The 23,156-nt window shown below is 71.0% G+C and carries 21 protein-coding genes and 1 tRNA gene; 8 read left to right on the forward strand and 14 right to left on the reverse strand.

What is annotated here, in order from left to right; genetic code table 11:
* Positions 1–106: 106 nt before the first annotated feature.
* The 3 genes from M3B01_RS06550 to M3B01_RS06560 all read right to left on the reverse strand — a co-directional run bounded on the left by M3B01_RS06550 (position 107) and on the right by M3B01_RS06560 (position 3,647).
* Positions 107–180 (reverse strand) — tRNA-Pro (locus M3B01_RS06550).
* A 111-nt stretch (positions 181–291) separates the two neighbouring features.
* Positions 292–1,227 carry a metallophosphoesterase gene (locus M3B01_RS06555; protein ID WP_259790380.1) on the reverse strand — a complete coding sequence of 312 codons (936 nt, stop codon included), beginning with the start codon at positions 1,225–1,227 and terminating at the stop codon, positions 292–294.
* Positions 1,228–1,229: 2 nt separating this feature from the next.
* The gene (locus tag M3B01_RS06560; RefSeq protein ID WP_259790383.1) at positions 1,230–3,647 is read right to left on the reverse strand and encodes a penicillin-binding protein; all 2,418 of its coding nucleotides are present in this window, start codon (positions 3,645–3,647) and stop codon (positions 1,230–1,232) included.
* A 260-nt stretch (positions 3,648–3,907) separates the two neighbouring features.
* On the opposite strand from M3B01_RS06560, the gene M3B01_RS06565 reads away from it, so the two are divergent.
* The 4 genes from M3B01_RS06565 to M3B01_RS06580 are packed head-to-tail and all read left to right on the forward strand — an operon-like array spanning position 3,908 to position 5,782.
* On the forward strand, positions 3,908–4,231 hold the full coding sequence (locus M3B01_RS06565; RefSeq protein WP_259790386.1) for a WhiB family transcriptional regulator: 324 nt from the start codon (positions 3,908–3,910) through the stop codon (positions 4,229–4,231).
* A gap of 42 nt (positions 4,232–4,273) precedes the next feature.
* Positions 4,274–4,444 (forward strand): DUF4177 domain-containing protein, encoded by a 171-nt coding sequence (locus M3B01_RS06570; protein WP_017823269.1) that lies wholly within the window; start codon positions 4,274–4,276, stop codon positions 4,442–4,444.
* 3 nt (positions 4,445–4,447) lie between these two features.
* On the forward strand, positions 4,448–4,957 hold the full coding sequence (locus tag M3B01_RS06575; RefSeq protein ID WP_193865268.1) for a RidA family protein: 510 nt from the start codon (positions 4,448–4,450) through the stop codon (positions 4,955–4,957).
* 3 nt (positions 4,958–4,960) lie between these two features.
* Entirely contained in the window at positions 4,961–5,782 is an 822-nt protein-coding gene (locus M3B01_RS06580) for an MBL fold metallo-hydrolase (protein ID WP_259790393.1), read from the forward strand.
* Between the two features lie 130 nt (positions 5,783–5,912).
* Here M3B01_RS06580 and M3B01_RS06585 read toward each other — a convergent pair whose 3' ends face one another.
* Positions 5,913–6,590 carry a Crp/Fnr family transcriptional regulator gene (locus M3B01_RS06585; RefSeq protein ID WP_311199685.1) on the reverse strand — a complete coding sequence of 226 codons (678 nt, stop codon included), beginning with the start codon at positions 6,588–6,590 and terminating at the stop codon, positions 5,913–5,915.
* A 333-nt stretch (positions 6,591–6,923) separates the two neighbouring features.
* On the opposite strand from M3B01_RS06585, the gene nth reads away from it, so the two are divergent.
* From nth to M3B01_RS06605, 4 genes are all read left to right on the forward strand, one after another.
* Positions 6,924–7,568: an endonuclease III gene (nth, locus tag M3B01_RS06590; protein ID WP_259790394.1), complete on the forward strand. Its 645-nt coding sequence runs from the start codon at positions 6,924–6,926 to the stop codon at positions 7,566–7,568.
* Positions 7,568–8,272: a CoA pyrophosphatase gene (locus M3B01_RS06595; RefSeq protein ID WP_259790396.1), complete on the forward strand. Its 705-nt coding sequence runs from the start codon at positions 7,568–7,570 to the stop codon at positions 8,270–8,272. Before nth ends, M3B01_RS06595 begins: the two co-directional genes overlap by 1 nt.
* Positions 8,273–8,458: 186 nt before the next feature.
* Entirely contained in the window at positions 8,459–8,845 is a 387-nt protein-coding gene (locus tag M3B01_RS06600; protein ID WP_017823275.1) for a cold-shock protein, read from the forward strand.
* A gap of 2 nt (positions 8,846–8,847) precedes the next feature.
* Entirely contained in the window at positions 8,848–9,726 is an 879-nt protein-coding gene (locus M3B01_RS06605) for a DUF3027 domain-containing protein (protein ID WP_259790398.1), read from the forward strand.
* A gap of 12 nt (positions 9,727–9,738) precedes the next feature.
* Here the strand turns inward: M3B01_RS06605 and M3B01_RS06610 are convergent, their stop codons facing one another.
* From M3B01_RS06610 to M3B01_RS06655, 10 genes are all read right to left on the reverse strand, one after another.
* Positions 9,739–10,878, reverse strand: a complete 1,140-nt coding sequence (locus M3B01_RS06610) for a DNA polymerase III subunit delta' (RefSeq protein ID WP_259790400.1) — start codon at positions 10,876–10,878, stop codon at positions 9,739–9,741.
* Positions 10,879–10,891: 13 nt separating this feature from the next.
* Complete coding sequence (gene tmk / locus M3B01_RS06615; protein WP_259790401.1) at positions 10,892–11,620, reverse strand: dTMP kinase; 729 nt, start codon at positions 11,618–11,620, stop codon at positions 10,892–10,894.
* The gene (locus M3B01_RS06620) at positions 11,617–12,693 is read right to left on the reverse strand and encodes a Gfo/Idh/MocA family protein (protein ID WP_259790403.1); all 1,077 of its coding nucleotides are present in this window, start codon (positions 12,691–12,693) and stop codon (positions 11,617–11,619) included. Before M3B01_RS06620 ends, tmk begins: the two co-directional genes overlap by 4 nt.
* Positions 12,694–12,743: 50 nt before the next feature.
* A complete protein-coding gene (locus M3B01_RS06625; RefSeq protein WP_259790404.1) occupies positions 12,744–13,964 on the reverse strand; it encodes an RtcB family protein in 1,221 nt (406 codons plus the stop codon).
* Between the two features lie 162 nt (positions 13,965–14,126).
* Entirely contained in the window at positions 14,127–14,990 is an 864-nt protein-coding gene (locus M3B01_RS06630) for a carbohydrate ABC transporter permease (RefSeq protein WP_259790406.1), read from the reverse strand.
* Complete coding sequence (locus M3B01_RS06635; RefSeq protein WP_259790408.1) at positions 14,987–16,168, reverse strand: carbohydrate ABC transporter permease; 1,182 nt, start codon at positions 16,166–16,168, stop codon at positions 14,987–14,989. The genes M3B01_RS06630 and M3B01_RS06635 overlap by 4 nt, the downstream gene beginning before the upstream one ends.
* Entirely contained in the window at positions 16,153–17,502 is a 1,350-nt protein-coding gene (locus tag M3B01_RS06640) for an ABC transporter substrate-binding protein (protein WP_259790412.1), read from the reverse strand. Before M3B01_RS06640 ends, M3B01_RS06635 begins: the two co-directional genes overlap by 16 nt.
* A gap of 276 nt (positions 17,503–17,778) precedes the next feature.
* Positions 17,779–20,502 carry a type I DNA topoisomerase gene (gene topA, locus M3B01_RS06645; RefSeq protein WP_259790415.1) on the reverse strand — a complete coding sequence of 908 codons (2,724 nt, stop codon included), beginning with the start codon at positions 20,500–20,502 and terminating at the stop codon, positions 17,779–17,781.
* Between the two features lie 100 nt (positions 20,503–20,602).
* Positions 20,603–21,499: a phosphatase PAP2 family protein gene (locus M3B01_RS06650; RefSeq protein WP_259790417.1), complete on the reverse strand. Its 897-nt coding sequence runs from the start codon at positions 21,497–21,499 to the stop codon at positions 20,603–20,605.
* A complete protein-coding gene (locus M3B01_RS06655; protein WP_259790420.1) occupies positions 21,496–23,139 on the reverse strand; it encodes a methyltransferase in 1,644 nt (547 codons plus the stop codon). The genes M3B01_RS06650 and M3B01_RS06655 overlap by 4 nt, the downstream gene beginning before the upstream one ends.
* Positions 23,140–23,156 lie beyond the last annotated feature (17 nt).

Genomic DNA, 23,156 nt, shown 5'->3' on the forward strand with positions numbered 1-23,156 from the left:
TCCCTGGATGGTGGATGCCGCTGGATGGTGGATGCCGCTGGATGGTCGGTGCCGCGAGAGAACCAGAACGGCTCCGGTGCAGATCTGCACCGGAGCCGTCGACCGGTCGGGGTGACAGGATTTGAACCTGCGACCTCTTCGTCCCGAACGAAGCGCGCTACCAAGCTGCGCCACACCCCGAGAGCTCCCCGCTCTGCTGCGGTCGACCAGTTCGGCTCCTGCTCGAAGGGGAGGGGCTGTCAGGTCGACGCGATGAGCGCGTCACCGAGGAGCAACTCTAACAGGCGTTTCCTACCGCTGGTCAGGCGATCCTGCGCGCGGGGCCCTCAACGTGATCAAGCTCGCCTCCGGAGGGGTGGCGAAGCGGTAGTTCGAATAGGGGCTGGCGCCCATGCCCGCGCTCACGTTCAGCGGCACCCCGCGCCAGGTGGACAGTCCCCGCGCCTGCGACCGCGGCAGGTCGCAGTTGGTCACCAGAGAGCCGACGCCGGGGATGCGCAGCTGCCCGCCGTGGGTGTGACCGGCCAGGATCAGATCGGAGCCGTCGCGCGCGAAGGCATCGAGCACCCGGCGGTAGGGGGCGTGGGCCACGCCCAGGCGCAGCACCCGGCCGTGCTCGGGCGGGGAGGCGTCCTGCGGGGGAGGCATCTCGTCGCGCTCGAGGTGAGGATCGTCGACCCCCACCAGCTGGACCTCGAGACCGCCCAGCTCGATCCGGCCACGGCTGTTGGTGAGGTCCTTCCAGCCGAAGGCGGAGAGTCGGCCGGCCAGCTCCTCCGTGGGCAGCTCCACGTCCTCGCGCTCGGTGAAGCCCTCAGGGCGGGCATCGGGCAGGAAGTACCGCAGCGGGTTCTTGGGGGAGGGCGCGTACATGTCGTTCGAGCCCATCACGAACGCTCCGGGGCGGCGCAGCAGCGGCTCGATGGCCTCGGCCAGCACCGGCACCGAGGCCGCCGAGGCGATGTTGTCGCCCGTGTCGATCACCAGATGCGGGCGCAGGGTCTCGAGGTGCCGCAGGAACGCCAGCTTGCGCTCCTGATCCGGCATCAGGTGGATGTCGCTGATGTGCAGCAGCCGGATCGTGCGCGCCCCGGCCGGGAGAATGCCCAGCTCCACCTCGCGCAGGGTGTACCGGTGGATCTCGATGTGCCGAGCCCAGACGTGGGCGGCCGCAGCGCCCACGGCACTCAGCCCGCCCAGCGTCGCCGCGACCGTCGTTGCGCGCACGCTCAGCCCTCCCGGCCAGTCGACTGGCGGATGGTCACGGTGCTGCCCTCGGGCAGGTCGGTGCCAGGGGCAGGATCAGTGCCGATCACGAACCACTGGTCCACGGAGTCCGACGGCTCTCGACGCACCTCCACGCGGTAGCCCGCCTGCTCGACCGCGGTCTGTGCCTGGGAGAGGTACATGCCCGCGACGTTGGGCACGGTGCCAGGTGTCACCTCTCCCACCTGGCCCGGGCCCGGGGGAGTGGGCCGCGCCGGAGCCGGAGGGAAGGCCTCGGCGGGCAGGCCCTCGTGGACCGCCGTCATGTACTCCTGCCAGGTGGGCAGGGAGACGGTGTTGCCCCACACCTTGCCTTGGCGCAGGTAGGTGTCGTCGACGTTGAAGCCCTGGGGGCGGATGTTCTCCTGGGGGTGGCCGAACCACACGGCGGTGGACATCTGGCGGGTGAAGCCCACGTACCAGGTGTGGAACTGCTGATTGGAGGTTCCGGTCTTGCCGCCCGCGGGGTGGCCGGGGATCGTGCGGCCCTTGCCGGTGGCGCGGGGGTCCTCGAGGTCCTGCTGGAGCACCCACGCCATGGAGTCGGCGTCCGCCTTGTCCATGCGCTGCTCGCACTCGGCGCCGGTGATGGGCATCGGCTCACCGTTGCGATCGATCACCTCGGTGACCGCCTGGGGGCGGCAGTAGACACCGCCGGAGGCGTAGGTGGCGTAGGCCCCGGCCATGTCCAGGGCGGAGATCCGCAGCTCACCGAGCACCACCACGGACGGTGCGAGCTCGGTGCCGTACATGTCCTCGATCGGCATGTCCCAGGTGGACTGGTCGTAGGGGTTGTACGTGGCCGGCACCACGCCCACGGAGCGGGCGGTCTCGGCGATGTCGCACAGGTCCAGCTGACGGGCCATGTTGGCGTAGCTGGTGTTGACGGAGAACTTGGTGGAGTTCAGCACCGTCTCCATCGGCTGCAGCGTCACCGAGACTGCGTTGTCGGGGTTCCAGCCGGGGGAGGTCTCGCGCCACGCGCCGCCGCCGAGGCACTTTCCCGGGAACTCGGTCATCACCTCGCGCTTCGTGCCGACGGTGTCGTAGATGCTGTGGTCGCTCTTGATCCACTCCTGGAGCACGAAGGGCTTGAAGGTCGAGCCGACGGGGAAGCCGTTGGAGCCCCCCAGGGCGTTGGGCACGTTGTAGTTGATGGCCGTCTCGCCCGGACCGATCTCCTGGTGGGGATTGAAGGTGCGGTTCTGCGCCATCACCAGGATCTTGCCGGTGCCCGGCTCCACCGTCACGATCGAGTGGCCGAAGCCGTGTCCGGCATCGGCCGGCACCCTGCGCTGCAGGATGTCCTCGGCGGCCTTCTGCTTGGCCGGATCCAGCGTGGTGCGGATGGTGAGCCCGCCGCCGTAGAGCAGCTTGCGGCGCTCCTCGTAGGTGGGGGCGAACTCCGGGTCGTTCAGCAGGGTACGGGTGACGTAGTCGCAGAAGAACCCGCTGCGGCCGGCGTCGGCGCAGCCGGCCCGCACCTCCTGGATCTGCAGCATCTCCTCGACCGGCTGGGCGCGGTACTGCTCGTACTCCTCATCGGTGATGTAGCCCTCGCGGTGCATGTCCCCCAGCACCTCGTTGCGTCTTTTCTCCCCCGCCTCGGGGTGGGCCACCGGGTCGTACTGGTTGGGGCCGTTGGTGATGCCCGCCAGCATCGCGGCCTCGCCGGGGTTGAGATCCTTCGCGCTCTTGGAGAAGTAGTGCTGCGAGGCCGTCTCCACGCCGTACTGGGACGGCCCGAACTGGGCGACGTTCAGGTAGCCGTTGAGGATCTCGTCCTTGCCCCACTTCTTCTCCAGCGAGATGGCGAGCTTGGCCTCGCGCAGCTTGCGCCCGTAGGTGGTCTCGGTGGCGGCCTCGATGTCCTCCTGGTCGCCGCGCTGCACGGCGTCCATCAGCAGGGCGTTCTTGACGTACTGCTGAGTGAGGGTGGAGCCGCCCTGGGTGGCGCCGCCCACCGAATTGGACAGGAAGGCGCGGGTGAGGCCGCGCGGGTCCACGCCGCCGTGCTCGTAGAACCGGCGGTCCTCCACCGCGATCACCGCGTGCTGCATGTGCGGGGAGATCTCCTCCAGCGGCACCATGATCCGGTTCTCGGTGTAGAAGGTGGCCAGCAGGGAGCCGTCGGCCGCCTCGATGCGGCTGGCCTCGTTCAGCGGTGCCACCTCCAGCTCGGAGGGGTAGGACTCGAACAGGGCCACGCCGTCCTCGGCCACGGCGGAGGTGGCCGAGACCGCCGGCAGGAAGAACGCGGCCAGCAGCACGCCGCCCAGGCCTGCCACGGCGATGATCCCCAGCAGCAGGTAGAGGGTCTGCGCCAGCGCGGCGGGCAGTGAGCGCCGCTGTGCGGGGCGGCTGGGCGAGGAAGTGGCCATGAACCCACAGTACGGGCAGGCCCGGGCCGGTTCCATGAAGCAGGACACGTCCTGGCGAAATCTTCACGAAGCCCATGGCTGTCGGCACGCGAGGTCGAGCAAGGGGGCACCCCCGGAACGCCACGCGGAGCCAGCCGCCGAGAGCGCTGCGGCATACCACAGGATCCCCGGCGTGGCATGGAGGTTTGGCGAGTGTCGCACCTGGTCCCTACCATGTGGGAGGAACTCACGGGTCGACGAGGATTCGGAAGGGGACTGACATGACCGTAGGGGTGACGACTGCGCGGGCACTCGGGGAGGCCGAGGACCGCAGTTGGGCTGCTCGCGGAGCCTGCGCCACCATGGACCCGGACGAATTCTTCGTCCAGGGGGCCGAGCAGCATGCCGTCAAGACGGCCTGCGGTGGCTGCCCGGTGCGCACCCAGTGCCTGGTGGACGCGCTGGAGAACCGCATCGACTTCGGTGTGTGGGGCGGGATGACCGAGCGTGAGCGCCGGCGCCTGCTGCGCCGCCACCCCGACGTCAGCGACTGGGGTGCCGCGCTCGCCTTCGCCGCACGTCGCGCCGCCGCCGGCGGCATGTGACCGCCTCCGCCCAGGAGCTCCACGGCCGGTAGGCTTCGCCCCATGAGCACCTACACCCGCTGGGAATACCTGACCGTTCCGCTGCTGATCCACGCCACCAAGCAGATCCTCGACAACTACGGCGAGGAGGGATGGGAGCTGGTGCAGGTGGTGCCCGGCCCCAACCCCGAGTCCCTGGTCGCGTACCTCAAGCGGCCGCTCTCGGAGGGCTGATCGATGACCGTTCCCGCCACGCCCCCCTCCGCCGCGTCCGACGGCTCCCGCATCCGCCAGCGCCTGTCCGAGCTGGGCCTGGAGCTTCCCGGCGTGGCCGCGCCTGTGGCCGCCTATGTGCCGGCCGTGCGCACCGGTGACCACGTGCTCACCTCCGGCCAGCTGCCCTTCGTGGACGGCGAGCTGCCGCGCACCGGCAAGGTGGGTGCGGAGGTCACTGCGGAGCAGGCGGCCGAGCTCGCCGCCACCTGCGCCCTCAACGCTCTGGCCGCGATCGAGGACCTGGTGGGATCGCTGGACCAGATCGCGCAGGTGGTGAGGCTGACCGGTTTCGTCGCCTCGGATCCCTCGTTCACCGCTCAGCCCGCCGTCATCAACGGCGCCAGCGAGCTGCTGGGCGAGCTGTTCGGCGAGCGCGGCTCCCATGCACGCAGCGCCGTGGGGGTCGCCGCTCTCCCGCTGGATGCCCCGGTGGAGCTCGAGCTGCAGGTCGAGATCCAGCGGACCACCTGAGCCGTGTCCGAGCAGTACCCGGACCGAGACCCGGAGGCCCCCGGCGTCGAGCTGATCACGCTGCGGGCGCCCAACCCGGGCCCGATGACCCTGACGGGCACCTGCACCTACGTGCTGCGGGACGGCGCCCAGGTGTGGGTCGTGGACCCGGGCCCGAAGGACCCTGAGCACCTGGCCGATGTGCTGCTGGCCTGCGGGGCCGACGCACAGCCGATGGGTGTGCTGGTCACCCACCACCATGCCGACCACGCCGCCGGTGCCGCCACCCTGGCCCGGCAGCTCTCCGCCCGCACCGGTCGGGACGTCCCCCTGTGGGCGGCCGATCAGCGAACCGTGGCCGGGTCACGGCCCCTGCCGGCCGTGCTGGACGGTGACAGGGGCACCGCCGGGCACGTGATCCATCTTCCCGGGCACACCGCCGATTCCGTCGGAGTGCTGGTGGAGGGCGGCAGGATGCTCACCGGTGACACCCTGCTGGGGGGCTCCTCCACCGTGATCGTCCCTGACCACGGCGGGGACCTGGGCGAGTACCTGCAGTCCCTCGCGATCCTGCGTGCGATGACATCGGACGGGCGCGTCTCGTCCCTGTACCCGGGCCACGGCGAGCCGTACCTCTCGCCGCTCGAGGCGCTGGAGGCCATTGAGCAGGCCATCGCTCACCGCCACGAGCGCATCGAGCAGGTGCGCCGTGCCCGCACCGCGGGGATCCTGACGATGGACCGTCTGCTGCGCGTCGTGTACGGGGCCGACCTGCCTGCTCAGCTCGAGAAGGCTGCCCGCTGGAACCTCCGGGCCACGCTCGACCACCTGGGTCAGAACGGCTGAGGAGCCCGGTCCGCGCGCGGCCCTGGTGGGCTCACCGGTGGGCTTCAGCGCCTGAGCTCGCTTCGCCACCGGATGCGATGACGGCGCGCCCCCGGATGCCGGGGACGCGCCGTCGTCGTGCTCGTGGGGATCAGCGGGCGCGGCGGCGCAGGCGCTCGATGTCCTGCAGCAGCACCGCGCGGGCCTCCAGGCGGATCCAGCCGCGGGAGGCGAAGTCCGCCAGGGCCTTGTTCACGGTCTCGCGGGAAGCGCCGACCAGCTGCGCCAGCTCCTCCTGAGTGAGCCCGTGGGCCACCATCACGCCGTCGTCGGTCTGACGTCCGAAGCGCTGCGCGAGATCCAGCAGGTTCTTGGCCACGCGACCCGGCACGTCGGCGAAGACCAGGTCCGCCAGCGACTCGTTGGTCTTGCGCAGACGCCGCGCGAGGGAGGCCAGCAGGTGGCGGCCCACCTCCGGGCGCTGGGCCAGGACCCGGTACAGGTCCTGCTGGGTCAGCGAGTACAGGGTGGACTCGGCCACCGCGGTGGCCGTGGCGTTGCGGGGAGCCGGATCGAACAGGGAGAGCTCGCCGAGGGTCTCGCCCGGGCCCAGCACGGCCAGCAGGTTCTCGCGGCCGTCGCCGGAGGCGTGGCCCACCTTCACCTTTCCGGTGCCGATGATGAACAGGCGATCGCCGGGATCCCCCTCGCGGAAGATGACGGCGCTGCGGTGGTAGTCCTCCTGCGACATCGACGCGAGCACGGCCTGCTTGCCGTCCTCGTCGAGCGCGGCGAACAGCGGCGACGACCGTACGATGTTCTCGTCCACGGAACCTCCTGAGGGTGGGGCCCCGGGCGCCGGGGCCGATCTGGTCTACTCATCGTGACCGCTGCCGTCGCGCACGGTGGCAGTGATCACACGATGCTCACAGGCTACCGCGCCTTCGGGTCCGGTTCCGGTTCACCCGCCGACACGGGCCCTCGAAACACCCCAGGAGCACTGATCACCATGTCGTCAACGGGCAGGCGTGCCTCTCGCGGGTCCGCGAGCCCGGACGCGCAGGACGAGAGCCTGCAGAAGCGGCCCGCGCGGAAGGTGCCGACGCGGAAGCGGCCCGCGCGGAAGGCGCCCGCTGCCAAGGCGCCGGCCCCCGTCGCCGAGGTGCATGCCCGGCTTGGCCAGGAGTACCCCGCAGCTCGCACCGAGCTCGATCATCGCGACGCATTCGAGCTCCTGGTCGCCACAGTCCTCTCGGCCCAGACCACCGACGTGCGGGTCAACTCCCTGACCCCCGAGCTGTTCTCGCGCTGGCCCGATGCCGCTGCACTCGCGGGTGCCGACGAGGAGCAGGTGGCCGCCCTGCTGCGCCCGCTCGGCATGGGAGGCACCCGGGCCGGCCGCATCATCGGGCTGGCCCAGGACCTCGTGCGCGATCACGCCGGCGAGGTGCCCGATGACCAGAAAGCGCTCGAGGCGCTGCCGGGCGTCGGCAGGAAGACTGCCTACGTGGTGCGCGGTGCCTGGTTCGGCCACTCCCTGCTGGCGGTGGACACCCACGTCGGCCGCCTCGCCCGGCGACTGGACTGGACCGAGGCGAAGGACCCGGTGAAGGTGGAGACCGCCGTGGTGGCCCGGGTGGAGCAGGAAGCCGCCGCAGGCGGAGAGGGCGCCGACGGGCAGCGGACCGACCTGACGGCCCTGCACCTGCGGCTGATCCTGCACGGGCGCCGCGTGTGCCTGGCGCGTGCGCCGCAGTGCGGCCGCTGCGTGCTGGCCGACATCTGCCCCAGCGCGGAGGTGGCCTGATGGGGGAGGGTCAGGAGCGCGCGGCTGCCCGGGTGGGCCACCCCGGGTTCCTGAGCGAGCTCGCCGCGCGCGCCGGTCGCGGGGGAGAGGTGCTGCTGGACCGCTCCCGTGACGCCCGGTCGCAGCTGGCTGCGTCCCGGCCCCCTCGTCGCAGCTCGGTGCTGCTGCTCGTGGCCGGCACCGATCTGGAGGATTCGCAGCTGGTGCTGGAGGAGCGGGGGCACTGCCTGCGCTCCCAGCCCGGCCAGTTCGCCCTCCCCGGCGGAGGGGCGGACCCGGGTGATCGCGACGAGGTGCACACCGCGCTGCGCGAGGCGCAGGAGGAGACGGGGCTGGACCCGCGGGAGGTGACTGTGCTCGGTGCCTTCGCCGGGATCCCCATGCCGTGGCGCTCCCAGCACGTCACCCCGGTGCTGGCGTGGACGCCCACCAGGCCCCCGCTGCGCGCGCAGGACCCGGTGGAGGTGGAGCGCGTGGTGTGGGCCCGACTCACCGGTGAGGGCTCCCTGACCGATCCCGCCCGTCGCTACCGAGGACTGCTGGATGACCGACCCGTCGGTCCGGTGTTCGACCTGCCCGAGGACGCGTTCGTGTGGGGCTTCACCGCGATGATCATCGAGCAGATGCTGGTGGGCCTGGGACTGGACCCCGTGCCCTGGGACGCCCCGGTGCGGCAGATCCCGCCGGAGCGCCGCAGGAACTGAGAGCCCGGCCTCGCTCCCATCACCGCCCCCCGATCGTGGGAGGCGGGCTGTAGACTTGAGCGTCGCCGGACCCCCGGCGCCCGGCGAGCATGCCCGCATCCGCGCACCCGTGCGCAGTGCGAGGCGATTGCCCACCGGTTCCCTCAGGACCAGCAGCTCCACGACAGCAGACAAGGCGGGATCCACGTGCCACGCGGCAAGGTGAAGTTCTACGACGCCGAGAAGGGCTTCGGCTTCATCCTCGATGACGAGGACGGCCAGAGCGTCTACGTGCATGCCTCGAACCTGCCGGACGGGGTGGCCACCCTGCGCCCCGGTGCCCGGGTGGAGTTCGACATGGTTGACGGTCGTCGCGGCCCCCAGGTCCTCTCCCTGCAGCTGATGGAGCCGGCTCCCTCGGTGAGCCGCGCCCGTCGACCGAAGCCGGACGACATGGCGGTGATGGTGGAGGATCTGATCCGCCTGCTGGACGATGCCTCCAACGGCCTGCGCAAGGGCCGCTACCCCGATCGCGGTCACGCGCAGAAGATCTCCACCGTGCTGCGAGCCGTCGCCGACAGTTTCGAGGCCTGAGCATGACCTCCGCCACCAGCACCCCGCGCCGCTCCAGGAGTGCCCGCCCGAAGCTCGATGCGATCGCCGCCGAGGCCGTCGACCTCGCGCGTGCGGCTCTCGAGGAGGTCACCGAGCCCGGTCAGGTCGGTGAGCACCTGCGGGCGGAGGCCAGCGGCGATCGCGTGGTCACCCACGTGTTCGACTGCATGATGCCCGGGTACCGCGGCTGGTCGTGGGTGGCGATCCTGGTTCGTGCCCCGCGCGCCAAGAGCGCGACCGTGGCCGAGACTGCGCTGCTGCCCGGTGAGGGTGCGCTGCTGGCCCCTGACTGGGAGCCCTGGTCGGAGCGTCTGAAGCCGGAGGACGTCGGTGCCGACGACCTCATGCCGTACAAGGAGTACGACGAGCGCCTCGAGCACGGCTACGAGAGCACCGGCGACGAGGATGCCGACCGCGTGGCGAACTGGGAGCTGGGCCTGGGCCGGGTGCGCGTGCTCTCGCCTGCGGGCCGGGCCGATGCAGCCGAGCGGTGGGCCGAGGGGGAGTTCGGGCCCCGGCCCACCTCGCAGCGCCGTCGTCGTGGCACCGTGACCGCGAACTGCGCCAGCTGCGGGTTCCTCTCGAAGCTGGATGGATCCCTGCGCCACGAGTTCGGGGTGTGCACCAACGAGTGGTCCCCCGCCGACGGCCGCGTCGTCCACCTCGGCTACGGCTGCGGCGCCCATTCGGAGACCGGCAAGGACGACGGCGACCGCGAGATCCCGCGAGCCACCGGGGTGGTCCTCGATGAGCTCGACGTCGAGTACCAGAAGCAGGCGCAGTCCCCGACGGCCGGGGCCGGTGAAGGCGCGATCGGCGCTGCCGAGGCTCCGACGGACGAGGGGCCGAAGGGCGACTGAGCCCCGGCGCGCTCAGCGCTGGGACACCGCCACCCGCGCCAGCAGCGCCTCGATGGCCAGCAGCGGCGGCACATTGCCGGCAATGCGCGCGCGTGCCTCCTGCACCGCTTCCAGCAGCCCCAGCGTGATGCGGCCCTCGCCGGTTCCGGCCGCGCGACGGATCTCCGCCTCCACGCCCGGGTTGACCATCTCACCGCCGGAGCCGATCTGCACGGTCAGCACATCCCGCAGCACGGAATGGGCATCCAGCAGGTAGCGGTCCAGAACATCGCGGACCAGGCGGGTCTGCCTGCGCTTGGCATCCTCCTCCAGCTGCTTCATCTGCGAGCGCAGTGACGGCGGGACCTTGCCGTCCTCGATACCGGCGGAGCGCAGGAAGGCCGCGCGGTCCTCCTCGGCCACCGCGTCGGCGTGGGTCTTCGCCTCCGCGGTGGCGCGCTCGACCAGCGCCTGGGCCGCCAGCACCGCCTCCCCGGCGCCCCGCAGCCCCAGCAGGGAGCGCGCGGACTCCTCCCGGGCATCCAGGGCGCCCTCCTGCGTGGCATAGCGCAGGGCCAGCCCGATGTGCCCCTGGGCCGCACGTGCTGAGCGCTCCGCCAGCTGCGGCTCCACGTCGTTCCGACGCACCAGCAGCTCCGCCACCACCTGCGCAGACGGCACTGCCAGGGTGACCAACCGGCAGCGCGACCTGATGGTGGGGGCGAGATCCTCCGCCGACGGTGCGCACAGCATCCACACCGTGGCCGGGGGAGGCTCCTCGATCGACTTCAGCAGCACGTTGAAGGTGCCTGCGCTCATCCTGTCGGCATCCTCCACCACGATCACGCGGTGACGACCCGTGGCGGGGGCGCGCTGCGCGGTGAGCACCAGGGCGCGCACGTCGTCCTTGGAGATCGAGAGCTTGTCCGTGGCCACCACCGTGACGTCGGGATGGGTGTTCGCCAGCACGGTGCGGCAGGCCTGGCAGGCCCCGCACCCGGTGGCGTGCTCGCACTGCAGGGTGGCGGCGAATGCGCGGGCCGCCGTGGAGCGGCCCGATCCGGGCGGTCCGGTGATCAGCCATGCCTGCGCGAGCGAGCCCTCCGGGGAGGCGGCGCGCTGGAACTGCGCGACCGCCTGCTCCTGGCCCACTACGTCGTCCCAGACGCTCACCGGGGGCCTGCCCTCACTGCTCGTCACGGTGGGCAGGTGGGTCAGCAGGCTCGAAGGTGGGGTCGAAGCGGGCGAGCACCTCGGCCACGGCCTCCAGCACCTGTGCGTGCACCGCCTCCCGGGGCTGGGTGCCGTCGATCACCCGGAACCGCTCCGGCTCTGCCCGGGCCATGTCCAGGAAAGTGGAGCGCACCGCCGCATGGAACTCCAGCCCGGCCAGCTCGAGGCGGTCCTGGTCCTGGGCGTCCCGCCGCTGGTCCAGCACATCGGGGGGGAGGTCCAGCAGGATGGTGCGGTCCGGCAGCAGGCCCTCGGTGGCCCACAGGGACAGTGCCCCGATCTGGGAGGGGTCCAGATCCCGGCCGGCACCCTGGTAGGCGATGGAGGAGTCCAGGTAGCGGTCGCTCAGCACCAGGCCGCCGCGGGCCAGGTGGGGACGCACCACAGTGGCGATGTGGTGGGCGCGATCGGCGGCGTACAGCAGGGCCTCGGCGCGCTCGTCGACGTGCTCCCCGTGCAGGAGCAGCTGGCGGATCTGCTCGCCCAGCTCGGTGCCCCCCGGTTCCCGGGTCGTGAGCACCAGGTCCTCCGAGACGTGCCGCTCCTGCACCAGGTGCTGTCCCAGCATCGCCATCTGCGTGGTCTTCCCGGCGCCGTCACCGCCCTCGAAGGAGATGAACACCCCGCGACGGGGCGGGTGGGGCTGGGGGATCCGCAGCGAGGTGGAGTCCAGGACGCTCATGAGGCAACCTCTCCGGGGTAGGTGACGCCGAGCGCGGCGCGGGCGGCATCCATGGTTCCCATCACCGACAGGGTGTCCTCCCAGCTCATCCAGGGGGATTGCTGCTCGCCCGCGCTGATCCGGCGGGCGGCCTCGGCGATCTCGTAGGCCATGCCGTCACCCGGCGCCCCGGGATGCTCGAAGCGCGCGCTGCGGCCGTCCCGCAGCGAGACGGCCAGGGTGCCCGGGGCGTAGAACGGACCGGTGAGCCGCGCCGTGCCCTCCGTTCCGGTGACCACGGCCTCGTTGGGCATGCGGGCGTTCAGGGTGGTGGCCACGCGGGCTCGACCGCCGCGTGCGCCGCGGGCCAGCAGGCCCACGTAGGCGTCCACACCGGTGAAGGCAAGATCACCCTGGATCACCGGGTCCGTCAGGTCCCCCACCACCATCTGGGCGAAGGAGAGCGGGTACACGCCCAGGTCCAGCAGTGCGCCGCCCCCCAGGGCAGGGTCGTACAGGCGGTGCTGTGCATCCTCGGGGAACCACTGGCCGTGCTCCGCCGAGACCTCGACGATCGTGCCCAGCAGACCGGAGGAGAGCACCTGGCGCAGCACGTCGTACTGGGGCAGGAAGCGCGCCCACATCGCCTCCATCGCGAACAACCGGTGCTGCGCGGCCAGCTCCAGCAGATCCTCGGCCTCGGGGCGGTTCAGCGTGAAGGCCTTCTCCACCACCACCGGCACGCCGGCCTCCAGCACCGCGCGTGCGTACGCGTGGTGCTGGGCGTGGGGGGAGGCCACGTAGACCACGTCGATCCCACCGGCCTCCAGCATCGCCCGGGGCGAGTCGAAGGCGCCGGTGGCCCCGTGCTCGGCGGCGAACGCCTCGGCGCGCTCCTGCGAACGGGAGCAGACCGAGACGACCCGGGAGGCCGTGGCCCGGTGCGCCGTCGCGGTGAACTGATCCGCGATGTGACCGGGGGAGATCAGCCCCCACCGCAGGCCGGGCGCGGTGGACGGATCGGGGCTGAGCGGCTCCGGCAGGCGCAGCGTGCCCTCGGAGCCGGGGTCCCCGTGACCGGAGGTGGAAGTCATGCCCCCAATCTACCGACCGGCTCCGACAAGCGGGCACGGACCGGTCCCGGTCAGTCGCCCTTGACGTTCACGATCTGGGCGAAGCGGTGCACCACCTCGACCAGATCGGCGGCATCGGCCATCACCTGATCGATGTCCTTGTAGGCCGCGGGGATCTCGTCGATGAACACGTCGGTGTCGCGGTACTCGATGCCCTTCATCGCCTCGCGCAGCTGCTCGAGGGTGAAGGTCCTCCTGGCCCGGGACCGCGAGTAGCTGCGTCCCGCACCGTGAGGCGAGGAGTGGAAGGCCATGGGGTTGCCCAGTCCCCGCACCACGTAGGACGCCGTGCCCATGGATCCCGGGATCAGGCCCATCTCGCCCTTACGGGCGGAGATCGCCCCCTTGCGGGAGATCCACAGCTCCTTGCCGAAGTGCTGTTCGCGCTGCGTGAAGTTGTGGTGGCAGTTGACCTCCTCGAACCTCTCGGCGGGTGCGCCCATGTGCTCGCCCAGGGCGTCCAGGGTGCGGTCCATCATCTCCTCACGGTTCTCCCGGGCGAAGTCCTGGGCCCACAGCAGCTCGGCGATGTAGTGGTCGAACTCCGCGGTCCCCTCGGCCAGGTGAGCCAGGTCGCGGTCCGGCAGCTCGATGCCCTCCCTGCGGCAGCGCTGGGTGGCGACCTTGATGTGGTGCTGGGCGATCCGGTTGCCCACGCCGCGGGATCCCGAGTGCAGGAACGCCCACACCCTGTTCTCCTCGTCCACCGTGATCTCGATGAAGTGGTTGCCGGAGCCGAGGGTGCCCAGCTGCAGACGCCAGTTCTCGGCGTGGCCGTCCGGACCGGGAATGACCGGCGCGCTCGAGACCCAGGTCGCGTGGTACTCCTCCAACAGCTGGTGGTACCGCGCCTCCAGCAGCTCGACACGGCGCGTCGCCGTCGCGGTGAGGCGCCGGTTGTGCTTCCCCGCCGAGACCGGCACGCGATCCTCGATTCCCGTGCGCAGCCCCACCAGGGCGCCGGCTTCGCGCACCTGCTCCTGGGTCCACTGGGTGCGCACCGCGATCATCCCGCAGCCGATGTCCACGCCGACGGCCGCCGGGATGATCGCCCCATCGGTGGGGATGACGGAGCCGACGGTCGCACCCTTGCCCAGGTGGGCATCCGGCATCAACGCCAGGTGCGGGGACACGAAGGGCATGCCCGCGGTGGTGCGGGCCTGTTCGAGGGTGGCCTCGTCCAGGACGCTGGCCCAGTTGTAGAGCTCGTCGGTGATGCGCTGGACGGTCATGGTCCTCTCATGCTCTCGTGGCCGTCCACTCGCCGCGCCCGGGCGGGGGGCCGGTGACGGTGCAGGACGGGGAACGGCCCGGCGGTCGTGCGCACACAGCAGCGCGCATCGGGAACCCTAGAGGGTCCCCGATGCGAGCGCACGGGATTATTCCTGGTCAGGTCATCCCTTCACCGAGCCCGCGGTCATGCCTCGCACCAGGAAGTTCTGCAGCGAGAAGAACACGATCAGCGGGACCAGCATGGAGATGAACGCACCGGCGGTCAGCAGCTCGGCGCCCTGGCCCTGGGTTCCCAGCAGGTTCTGCAGCGCCACGATGATCGTGGTGTTGGAACCGCCGCCCAGGAACAGCTTGGCGATCAGCAGGTCGTTCCACACCCACAGGAACTGCAGGGTGGCGAACGCGGCGATCGCCGGCAGGGAGAGGGGCGCCACCAGGCGCCAGAACGTCTGGTAGTGCGAGGCGCCGTCGATCTTCGCGCTCTCGATGAGCGAACCGGGAAGGCCCGTCATGTAGTTGCGCAGGATGTAGATCGCCAGCGGCATGCCGAACCCGGTGTGCAGCAGCCACACCGCCACGAACTCGCCGGAGATGCCCAGGCCGCGCGGGCCCAGCAGGTTCAGCATGGGCTGGAACGCCACCTGGATCGGCACCACCATCAGCGCCACGATCAGGATGAACAGGATCTCCTTGCCGCGGAACTTGATGAACGTGAACGCGTACGCCGCGAAGGCCGCGAACATGATCGGCAGCACGGTGGCCGGGACCGCCACCACGATCGAGTTGATCAGGGTGGGGCCCAGATTGGTGTTGGTGAACACCCGGGTGTAGTTGTCCATCGTCCAGCCGGAGCCGAAGGGGTTGAACAGGGCCGTCCACCACGCGGTGGAGGCGGCATCCTCACGGGTGCGGAAGCTGGTCACCAGCAGTCCCAGCGTGGGGACCGTCCACAGGATCGCCAGCAGGATCATGGTGACGATCGCGAAGGGGGAACGGCGGCGGCCGTCCTTCATGCGCCCGGTCATCGGCCCTCCTCCTGTCGCTTGAAGCTGATCACCTGGAAGATCAGCACCGGCATCACCAGGATCAGCAGCACCACCACGACCGCCGAGGCCTCCCCTGCCTTCTGCTCGGTGAACAGCTTGCGGAAGAACAGATTGGCGATCACGTCGGTGTTGTTGCGGCCGTTGGTCATCACGTAGACGATGTCGAACACCTTCAGCACCACGATCAGGATCGTGATGAACACGGCGATCACCGTGCCCCGCACCTGCGGAAAGATGATCTGCCAGAAGATCCGCATTTCGCTCGCACCGTCGATGCGGCCGGCCTCCACGGTGTCCTCCGGGACGGCCTTGATGGCCGAGCTCAGCAGCACCATGGCAAAACCCGTCTGCAGCCAGATCAGGATCACCATCATCAGCAGCGAGTTGAGCCGGTAGTCGGAGATCTGCAGCCATGTCTGCGGCTCGCCCCCGAGAGCGACGACCACCGCGTTGAGCAGGCCCGTCTGGGCGGTACCGGGCCGGTCGTACGCGTAGATGAGCGTGCCCCAGATGGTCGAGGCCCCCACGAAGCTGATCGCCATCGGCAGGAAGATCATCGACTTCGAGGTCTTCTCCCCCTGGGCCGAGAGCTTGTCCGCCAGGACGGCGACCGCCAGTCCGAAGGCCACGGTGATCGCCGGCACCACCAGCACCCACAGCACGTTGTTCAGCAGTGCCTGCCAGAACGCACCGGAGGCGAAGATCCGCTGGTAGTTCTGGAAACCCACCCATTGCGTGGAGCGGTCGTTGGCGAAGGAGTAGATCACCGTCTGAGCGGTGGGGTAGATCAGCATCAGGCCGATCAGGCTCAGCCCCGGCAGCAGGAAGGCGTAGGGGATGACCCCGCCGCTGAGCCGGGAGGGCAGCCCCTCGATCGCCATGTTGAGGAACAGGAAGAACACGATCGCGCCGCCGATGCCCAGCACCAGGCCCAGCAGGCCGATCAGGATGTCGCTGCCCCCGAACGCCTGCGGATACCAGGCGAAGGCAAGGAACACGGTGCACACCACCCACGCGGTGACCGCGAGGCCCACCACCCCGACGAGGATCCTCAGGGGACGAGCGGGGGAACCGCTGCGGGACCGCGCGGGAGAGCCCGCACCCGAGGCGGGCGCGGGCTCTCCGGTGCGTGAGGGCGCGGTCACTCCGCCGGCCACGAGGCCTCCACCTCGTCGAGGACCGTCTGGGAGTCCTTGTCACCGCCGATCCACTCGACCATCGCGGTCCAGAAGCTGCCGCCGCCCACGGAGCCCGGCATCAGGTCCGAGCCGTCGAAGCGGAACACCTCGGCATTGGAGGCGATGTCCGCCACGGAGCGGGTGGTCTCATCGGCGTACTGCGAGTTGTCGAAGGTGGAGTGCGGGCTCAGCCAGCCGCCCGCCTTCGCCCACTCGCCGCCGAAGTCCGGCGAGGTGATGAACTCCATCACCTGGATGGCCTCCTCGTCGTCCCGGGCGAACAGGGCTGCGAGGTCGCCGCCGCCCAGGATCGGCTGGCCGTCGAAGCCGCCCTCCCACTTGGGCAGGGCGAACACGCCCACGGCGTTGTCGAGGTCGGACTGGATGTCCTCGGGGAAGAAGCCGGTGACGAAGTTGCCCTGGCGGTGCAGCATCGCGGCCGGCGGATCCTCGAACAGCGGCAGCGCGGCCTCCGAGAACGGGGTGTTGAGGATGGTCTGCGATCCGCCCAGCACGTTGCCCTCGGTCTTCAGCAGCGTGCCGAGCTCGTCCAGCGCCTGGACCACCTTCGGGTCGTTGAAGGGGATCTCGTGCTTGGTCCACTGGTCGTACACCTCGGGGCCGTGGATGCGGAGCATGAACTCCTCCAGCCAGTCGGTGCCCACCCAGCCCGTGGCCTGATCGGCGTTCCAGGCATCCGCCCAGGGGGCGATGCCGGAGGCCTTGATCTCGTCACCGATGGCCAGCAGCTCCTGCAGGGTGGCCGGCTCGGTGCTGTACCCGCCCTCGGTGTACGCCGCAGTGGGGTACCAGACCAGGGACTTCACGGCCAGGCGCACCGGTGCGGCGTAGACGGTGCCGTCCAGGGTGGCCGACTCCAGGAAACCGGGGATCAGGCTCTCCTTCAGTGCGGCCTCGTCGAGGTAGTCGCCGATCGGGGCGATGTGCTCGGCGGCGAGCTCGAGAAGGCCGCCCGGCTGGGGGAACAGGGCGATGTCCGGGGCGTCACCGGCGCCGGCGCGGGTGCGGATGGTGTTCACGAAGTCCTGGTCGGAGGTGTACTCGACCTGGATCCCCGTCTCCTCCGTGAAGGCTGCCAGGGCCGAGTTGAAGCCGTCGGCCTCCTGACCGCCGAAGTTGCCCAGGATGGTGACGACGCCATCGCCACTGCCACCGGCGGAGCCGCCGTCGCTGCCGTTGCCACCACCGCCGCTGCCACCGGAGTCGGGATTCTGCAGGCAGCTCGCCAGCCCGAGGGCGGAAGCAGCTGCGGCACCACCCATGAGGGCGCGACGAGTCGGATTCAGACGCATGTGAACTCCTTGATCAACACTGATGGGGTCCCCGCCATCGTACGGCCGTTTCGTGACCAACCATGGAACGCCTGACGGAACGATGCCCCCTCGTGACCCGGATGCATGAATATGAGCGTCGTCACGGTGAATCCTGCACAGCCGATCATCCAGTGGTCTCGATCGGTCTCAAGGTGCGGACGAGGAGGAATGCTCCGGCCGTGCTGGGGCGCGTCCGCAGGGGGAGCACCGGCCCGCCTCGGGGCCGGTGCCACCTGTGCGTCGTCGTGGAGCGGGCTACTTCTGGGGAGCGGACTTCCGGGTGGTCGATTTCGCCGGGGTCTTGCGGGCGGTGCTGCGACGGGCGGGCTTCTTGGCCGGCCCCTTGGCCCGCTTCTCGGCCAGCTTGCCCACGGCGATCTGCTCGGTGATGGACTCGACGGACTCCCCGGAGCGCAGCGACACGTTGGTGGTGCCGTCGGTGATGTACGCGCCGAAGCGGCCGTCCTTGATCACGATCGGCTTGCCGCTGGTTGGATCGGTGCCCAGCTCCTTCAGCGGCGGCTTGGCGGCGGCCCGGCCCCGGGTCTTGGGCTGGGCGTAGAGCTTCTCCGCCTCCTCCATCGTGATGGTGAACATCTGCTCCTCGGTCTCCAGGGAGCGGGAGTCGGTGCCCTTCTTGAGGTACGGGCCGTAGCGGCCGTTCTGGGCCGTGATCTCGGTGCCGTCCTCGGTCGTGCCCACCACGCGGGGCAGGCTCAGCAGCCTCAGGGCGTCCTCGAGGGTGACGGTCGCCAGGTCCATGGACTTCAGCAGGCTCGCCGTGCGGGGCTTGGGCTTCGCCGCCTTCTTGGCGGTCTTCTTCGCACCGTTCGTGGTCTCCGCTGCCTCGGGCTCCGGCAGCACCTCGGTGACGTAGGGGCCGAAGCGACCGTCCTTGGCGATCAGCTCGTGCCCGGTCTCCGGGTCGGTGCCCAGCACCCGGCCGTCGTCCTTCTGCCGCTCCAGGAGCTCCAGGGCCTTGGCGACCGTGAGCTCGTCGGGGGCGATGTCGTCGGGCACCGAGGCGCGCTGCGGATCCGCCCCCTCGATCTCCTGGCCGTTCTCGTCCCGGGCGGGCCGCTCGACATAGGCGCCGTAGCGGCCCACCCGAAGGGTGATGCCCTCGCCGATGGCGATGGAGTTGATCTCGCGCGCGTCGATGTCACCCAGGTCGTCCACCATCGGCTTCAGGCCGATGGGGCCGGAGGTGCCGTCGCCGCGGTAGAAGTCCTGCAGGTAGTCCGCCCGTCCCAGCTCGCCGCGCGCCATGCGGTCCAGCTGCTGCTCCATGTGGGCCGTGAAGTCGTAGTCCACGAAGGTGCCGAAGTGCTCCTCCAGCAGGCGCACCACGGCGAAAGCGGTCCAGCTGGGCACCAGGGCGGTACCCCGACGCAGCACGTAGCCGCGGTCCTGGATGGTGGCCACGGTGGAGGCGTAGGTGGAGGGCCGGCCGATGCCGCGCTCCTCGAGCGCCCGCACCAGGGAGGCCTCCGTGTACCGCGGGGGCGGCGTGGTGGTGTGGCCGTCGCTGGTCAGCTCGCGGGTCTGCAGGCGCTGGCCCTCGCTCATCTGCGGCAGACGCTTGTCGTCGGAGTCCTCCGCGTAGCGGGAGGCGTCGCGGCCCTCCTCGTACGCGGCCAGGAAGCCGCGGAAGGTGATCACGGTGCCGGCCGCGCGGAAGGTGGCGGACCGGCCGTTCTGCTCCAAGGCCAGCTCCACGGTGGAAGTGGTGCCCTTGGCATCGGCCATCTGGGAGGCCACGGTGCGCTTCCAGATCAGCTCGTACAGGCGGAACTCGTCCCCGCTGAGCTGCCCGGCCACCTCTGCCGGCGTGCGGAAGCGGTCGCCGGCCGGACGGATCGCCTCGTGGGCCTCCTGCGCGTTCTGCGACTTCGAGCGGTACAAGCGGGGCTTGTCGGGCACGAACTCGGAGCCGTACAGCTCGGCCGCCTGCCCGCGGGAGGCGGCGATGGCCTCCTTGGACAGCGCCACCGAGTCGGTGCGCATGTAGGTGATGTAGCCGTTCTCGTACAGCGACTGCGCCACCCGCATCGCCTGGCGGGCCCCGAGCCGCAGCTTGCGGGAGGCCTCCTGCTGCAGGGAGCTGGTGGTGAACGGCGGGGCGGGCCGGCGGGTGTGGGGCTTGGACTCAAGCTTGGTGACCTCCGCCGGGGCACCGGTGAGGGCCTCGATCAGCTCCCGGGAGGACTGCTCGGTCAGCACCGTGGCGCTCGTGGCGCGCGAGGTGAGCGTGCCATCGTCGGCGAAGTCGCTGCCGGTGGCCACGCGGGAGCCGTCCACGGTGGCGATCTTGGCGGAGAAGGCGGCGCTGTCGGTGGCGAAGGAACCGGTGACGTCCCAGTAGTCGGCGGCCACGAAGGCCATCCGCTCCCGCTCGCGCTCGACCACCAGCCGGGTGGCCACGGACTGCACGCGCCCGGCGGACAGCGACGGGCCGATCTTGCGCCACAGCACAGGGGACAGCTCGAAGCCGACGAGGCGGTCCAGGATGCGGCGGGTCTCCTGCGCGTCGACCAGGTGGGAGTCGATGTCGCGGGTGTTCTCGAGGGCCTCGAGGATGGCGTCCTTGGTGATCTCGTGGAACACCATGCGCTTGACGGGGAGCGCCTTCTTGGGCTTCAGGGTCTCCAGCAGGTGCCAGGCGATGGCCTCGCCCTCGCGGTCCTCATCGGTGGCGAGGTAGAGGGTGTCGGCGTCCTTGAGGGCCTTCTTCAGCTCGGCGACCGTCTTCTTCTTCTCCGGGCTGACCACGTAGTACGGCTCGAAGCCGCCGTCCACGTCCACCCCGAAGCGGCCGAACGGGCCCTTCTTCATCTCCGCCGGCAGGTCGCGCGGCACCGGGATGTCGCGGATGTGCCCCACCGAGGCCTGCACCACGAAGTCGTCGCCGAGGTACCGGCCGATGGTGCGAGCCTTGGCCGGGGACTCGACGATCACCAGATGCCGTCCGCCAGTCACGTTGATTCGTCCTTCCTCGCCGCGCACGTCGCGGCCCGTCCGCCGTGGTCCGCCACCGGGACCAGGGTCGCCGGCGAGGGGTTCCCCGCCCGGCGATGGTTCACGGTACACGCTCCGATGCAGTCCTCCTGCGCGGTTCCGGGGCGCGCAGCAGCAGCACCAGCGCCATCCACAGTGCCGTCCCGCCGCAGATCACCGCCACCGTGGTGCGGTACGCGGCCTGCTGATGGGCGGGCTCGTGCAGCACCAGCGGCAGCTCCAGTGCGGTGAGGGCCACCACGCCCAGGGCCAGCGCAGTGCACCCGGCCACCGCCAGCAGCAGCGCGATGAACGCCTCGCCGGGCGGCAGGGGGCCCCGATCGGCGGGGGAGGGGGCCCGGCGCTGCTGCACCGTGCCGTCCACCGCCAGCATCAGGAAGGTCCAGGCGGCCACCACCGCGATGGCCCCGGCCACATCACTGGCGCGGTGCCAGCCCAGGGCCAGGGTGCCGATGCCCGCACCCGCGGTCCACACCGTCCCCAGCACCGCCACCGGGCCCCGTGCCCTGCCGGCCACCAGCACCAGCGCCACCGCCGTGGAAGCCGCCAGCGTGGTGTGTCCGGAGGGGAAGGAGTTGGGGGTGATGTCGATGCCCGGCCCCAGGACGTCCCGGGTGACCACCAGGTGCTTGATCACCTGGGTGCTGAGGTTCGCACCGCCCACCAGCACGCCGAGGGGCACCAGCAGGTCCACGCGCCGTCGCAGCACCGCGATCACGGCGACGCAGGCCAGGGCCGCGAGCACCACTGGCAGGCTGACGGTTCCGGCCGCCAGACCCACTGCCTGGGAGACGAGGCCGGTGTCCAGCTGTGCGCCGCTGAGGGTGAGCTGGTCCAGGCGCTGCCCGGATGCAGTGCCCACCGCCACCCTGGCCAGCAGGACCACCATCGCGGCGAACGCCAGTGCCAGCAGGCCGCTGACGACCGGGCGGACCGGAACTGCGGGCCTGCGCCTCACAGCTCGAGCATCCCCGTGAGCAGCAGCTCGCGCAGCTGGGGCATCAGGCGCTCCTCGACCTGATCGGGGTCATCCCCGGTCAGGGCGCACACCGCGGCGATGGTCTGCCCCAGCGTGAGGGTGCCGTCGAGAGCCCCCACCGTTGCTGCGAGCACCTGATCCGCTGGGATCGTGCGGGCCAGACCGGCGCCCTGGACCAGCTCGATCAGGCTGGGGTCCCAGGCGCCGGGCACCAGGTGGCGCCGTTCGATGAGATCCGCGGCGCGTCGGGGCCGGGTTCGGGCGAGCTGCGCATCGTCCAGGGCGCGCAGGCGCTGCATCATGCGCAGTCCGGCTGCGAGGTGCCCGCCCAGGGAGCCGCTGCCGGTGCCGGTGGCCTGCTCGATGCGCATGGTGCCGGCGGGTCCGCCCGCCGGGGCGGGTGCGGGCGCGCCGGGAGTCGGGCCCGATCCCTCGGCAGCGACGGCGTCGGTCGGGGCAGCGGGCAAGGGGCGGCGCATCAGCACGTAGCCGAAGCCGATGTCGCGCACGTTGCGGCTCTCGAAGTCGTCCAGCCAGCCGTCGATGAGGCAGGGCCATTGCGGGTCGCGGGGCGTGATGCCCCCGTCGCGGGCCCAGGTGCCGGCGTACTGGGCGGGGTCCTCGCTCTCCCGCTGGATCACCCAGCAGTCCAGGCCCTCGGCCTGCGCGCGAGCGAGCCAGCGCCGCGGGTGCTGGTCCCACTCCTGACTGCCCGAGCGCTCCCAGTTGCCCAGCATCACGGCGGTGCCGCCCGGCGCGAGGTGCGCGGGCAGCGCCTCCAGCAGCTCGGCCAGCAGCGAGTCCCCGGCCCTGCCGCCGTCGCGGTACGTGAAGCGGTCGGCGTCGTCGCCGGGTGTGCGCGGGGTGATGACGAACGGGGGGTTGGAGACGATCAGGTCGAACGTCTCTCCGGCCACCGGGTCCAGCAGCGAGCCCTGACGCACCTCCACCTGCGCCCGGTTCAGGGCGGCGTTGAAGGCGGTGAAGGCCAGTGCCCGCTCGGAGAGGTCCGTGGCGATCACGTGCGTGGCATGGCGGGTCGCGTGCAGCGCCTGGATGCCGCTGCCGCAGCCCAGGTCCAGCACCCGGCGCACCCTCGCGCGCGGGGTGATGCGCGCCAGGGTGAGGGAGGCGCCGCCCACGCCCAGCACGTGGTCGGGCCGCAGAGCTGCCCCGGTGGCCAGCTCCGAACGGTCCGAGGCGATCCACCAGTCGATGTGGCCGTGGTCGTCCTGCGCGGAGTAGGGGGACAGGTCGATCGTCGCGTGCAGCAGGGAGGGGGCCCCGCCGGCTGCGGCCCGGCCAGCGGCGGGAGCCAGGATCCCCAGCTCCTGCGCGCCCTCGGTACCGAGGGTGGGCAGCACCTCGGCCACACGTGCGGCAGGCAGCTCCGCGCCCAGCGTGAACAGGGAGAACAGGATCGCCGCCGGATCCGATGCCCCGGCCAGCGCTCGCCGCGCAGGCAGGGGGTCCTCCCGGTGCAGGGCCGCCACGGCGACCTCGCCCAGCAGCTGTTCGGTGCGCTCGACGGTGTACCGGGCCCGGCTCAGGTCACCACGCAGCGCCTCCACCAGGTCGGGAAGCAGCTGCGGGGCCGCCGCAGGAGTGTCGGAGCGCATGGCTACGATTGTGCACC

It is taken from the genome of Brachybacterium sp. p3-SID957, assembly GCF_025144775.1.
Classification (GTDB): Bacteria; Actinomycetota; Actinomycetes; order Actinomycetales; family Dermabacteraceae; genus Brachybacterium; species Brachybacterium epidermidis.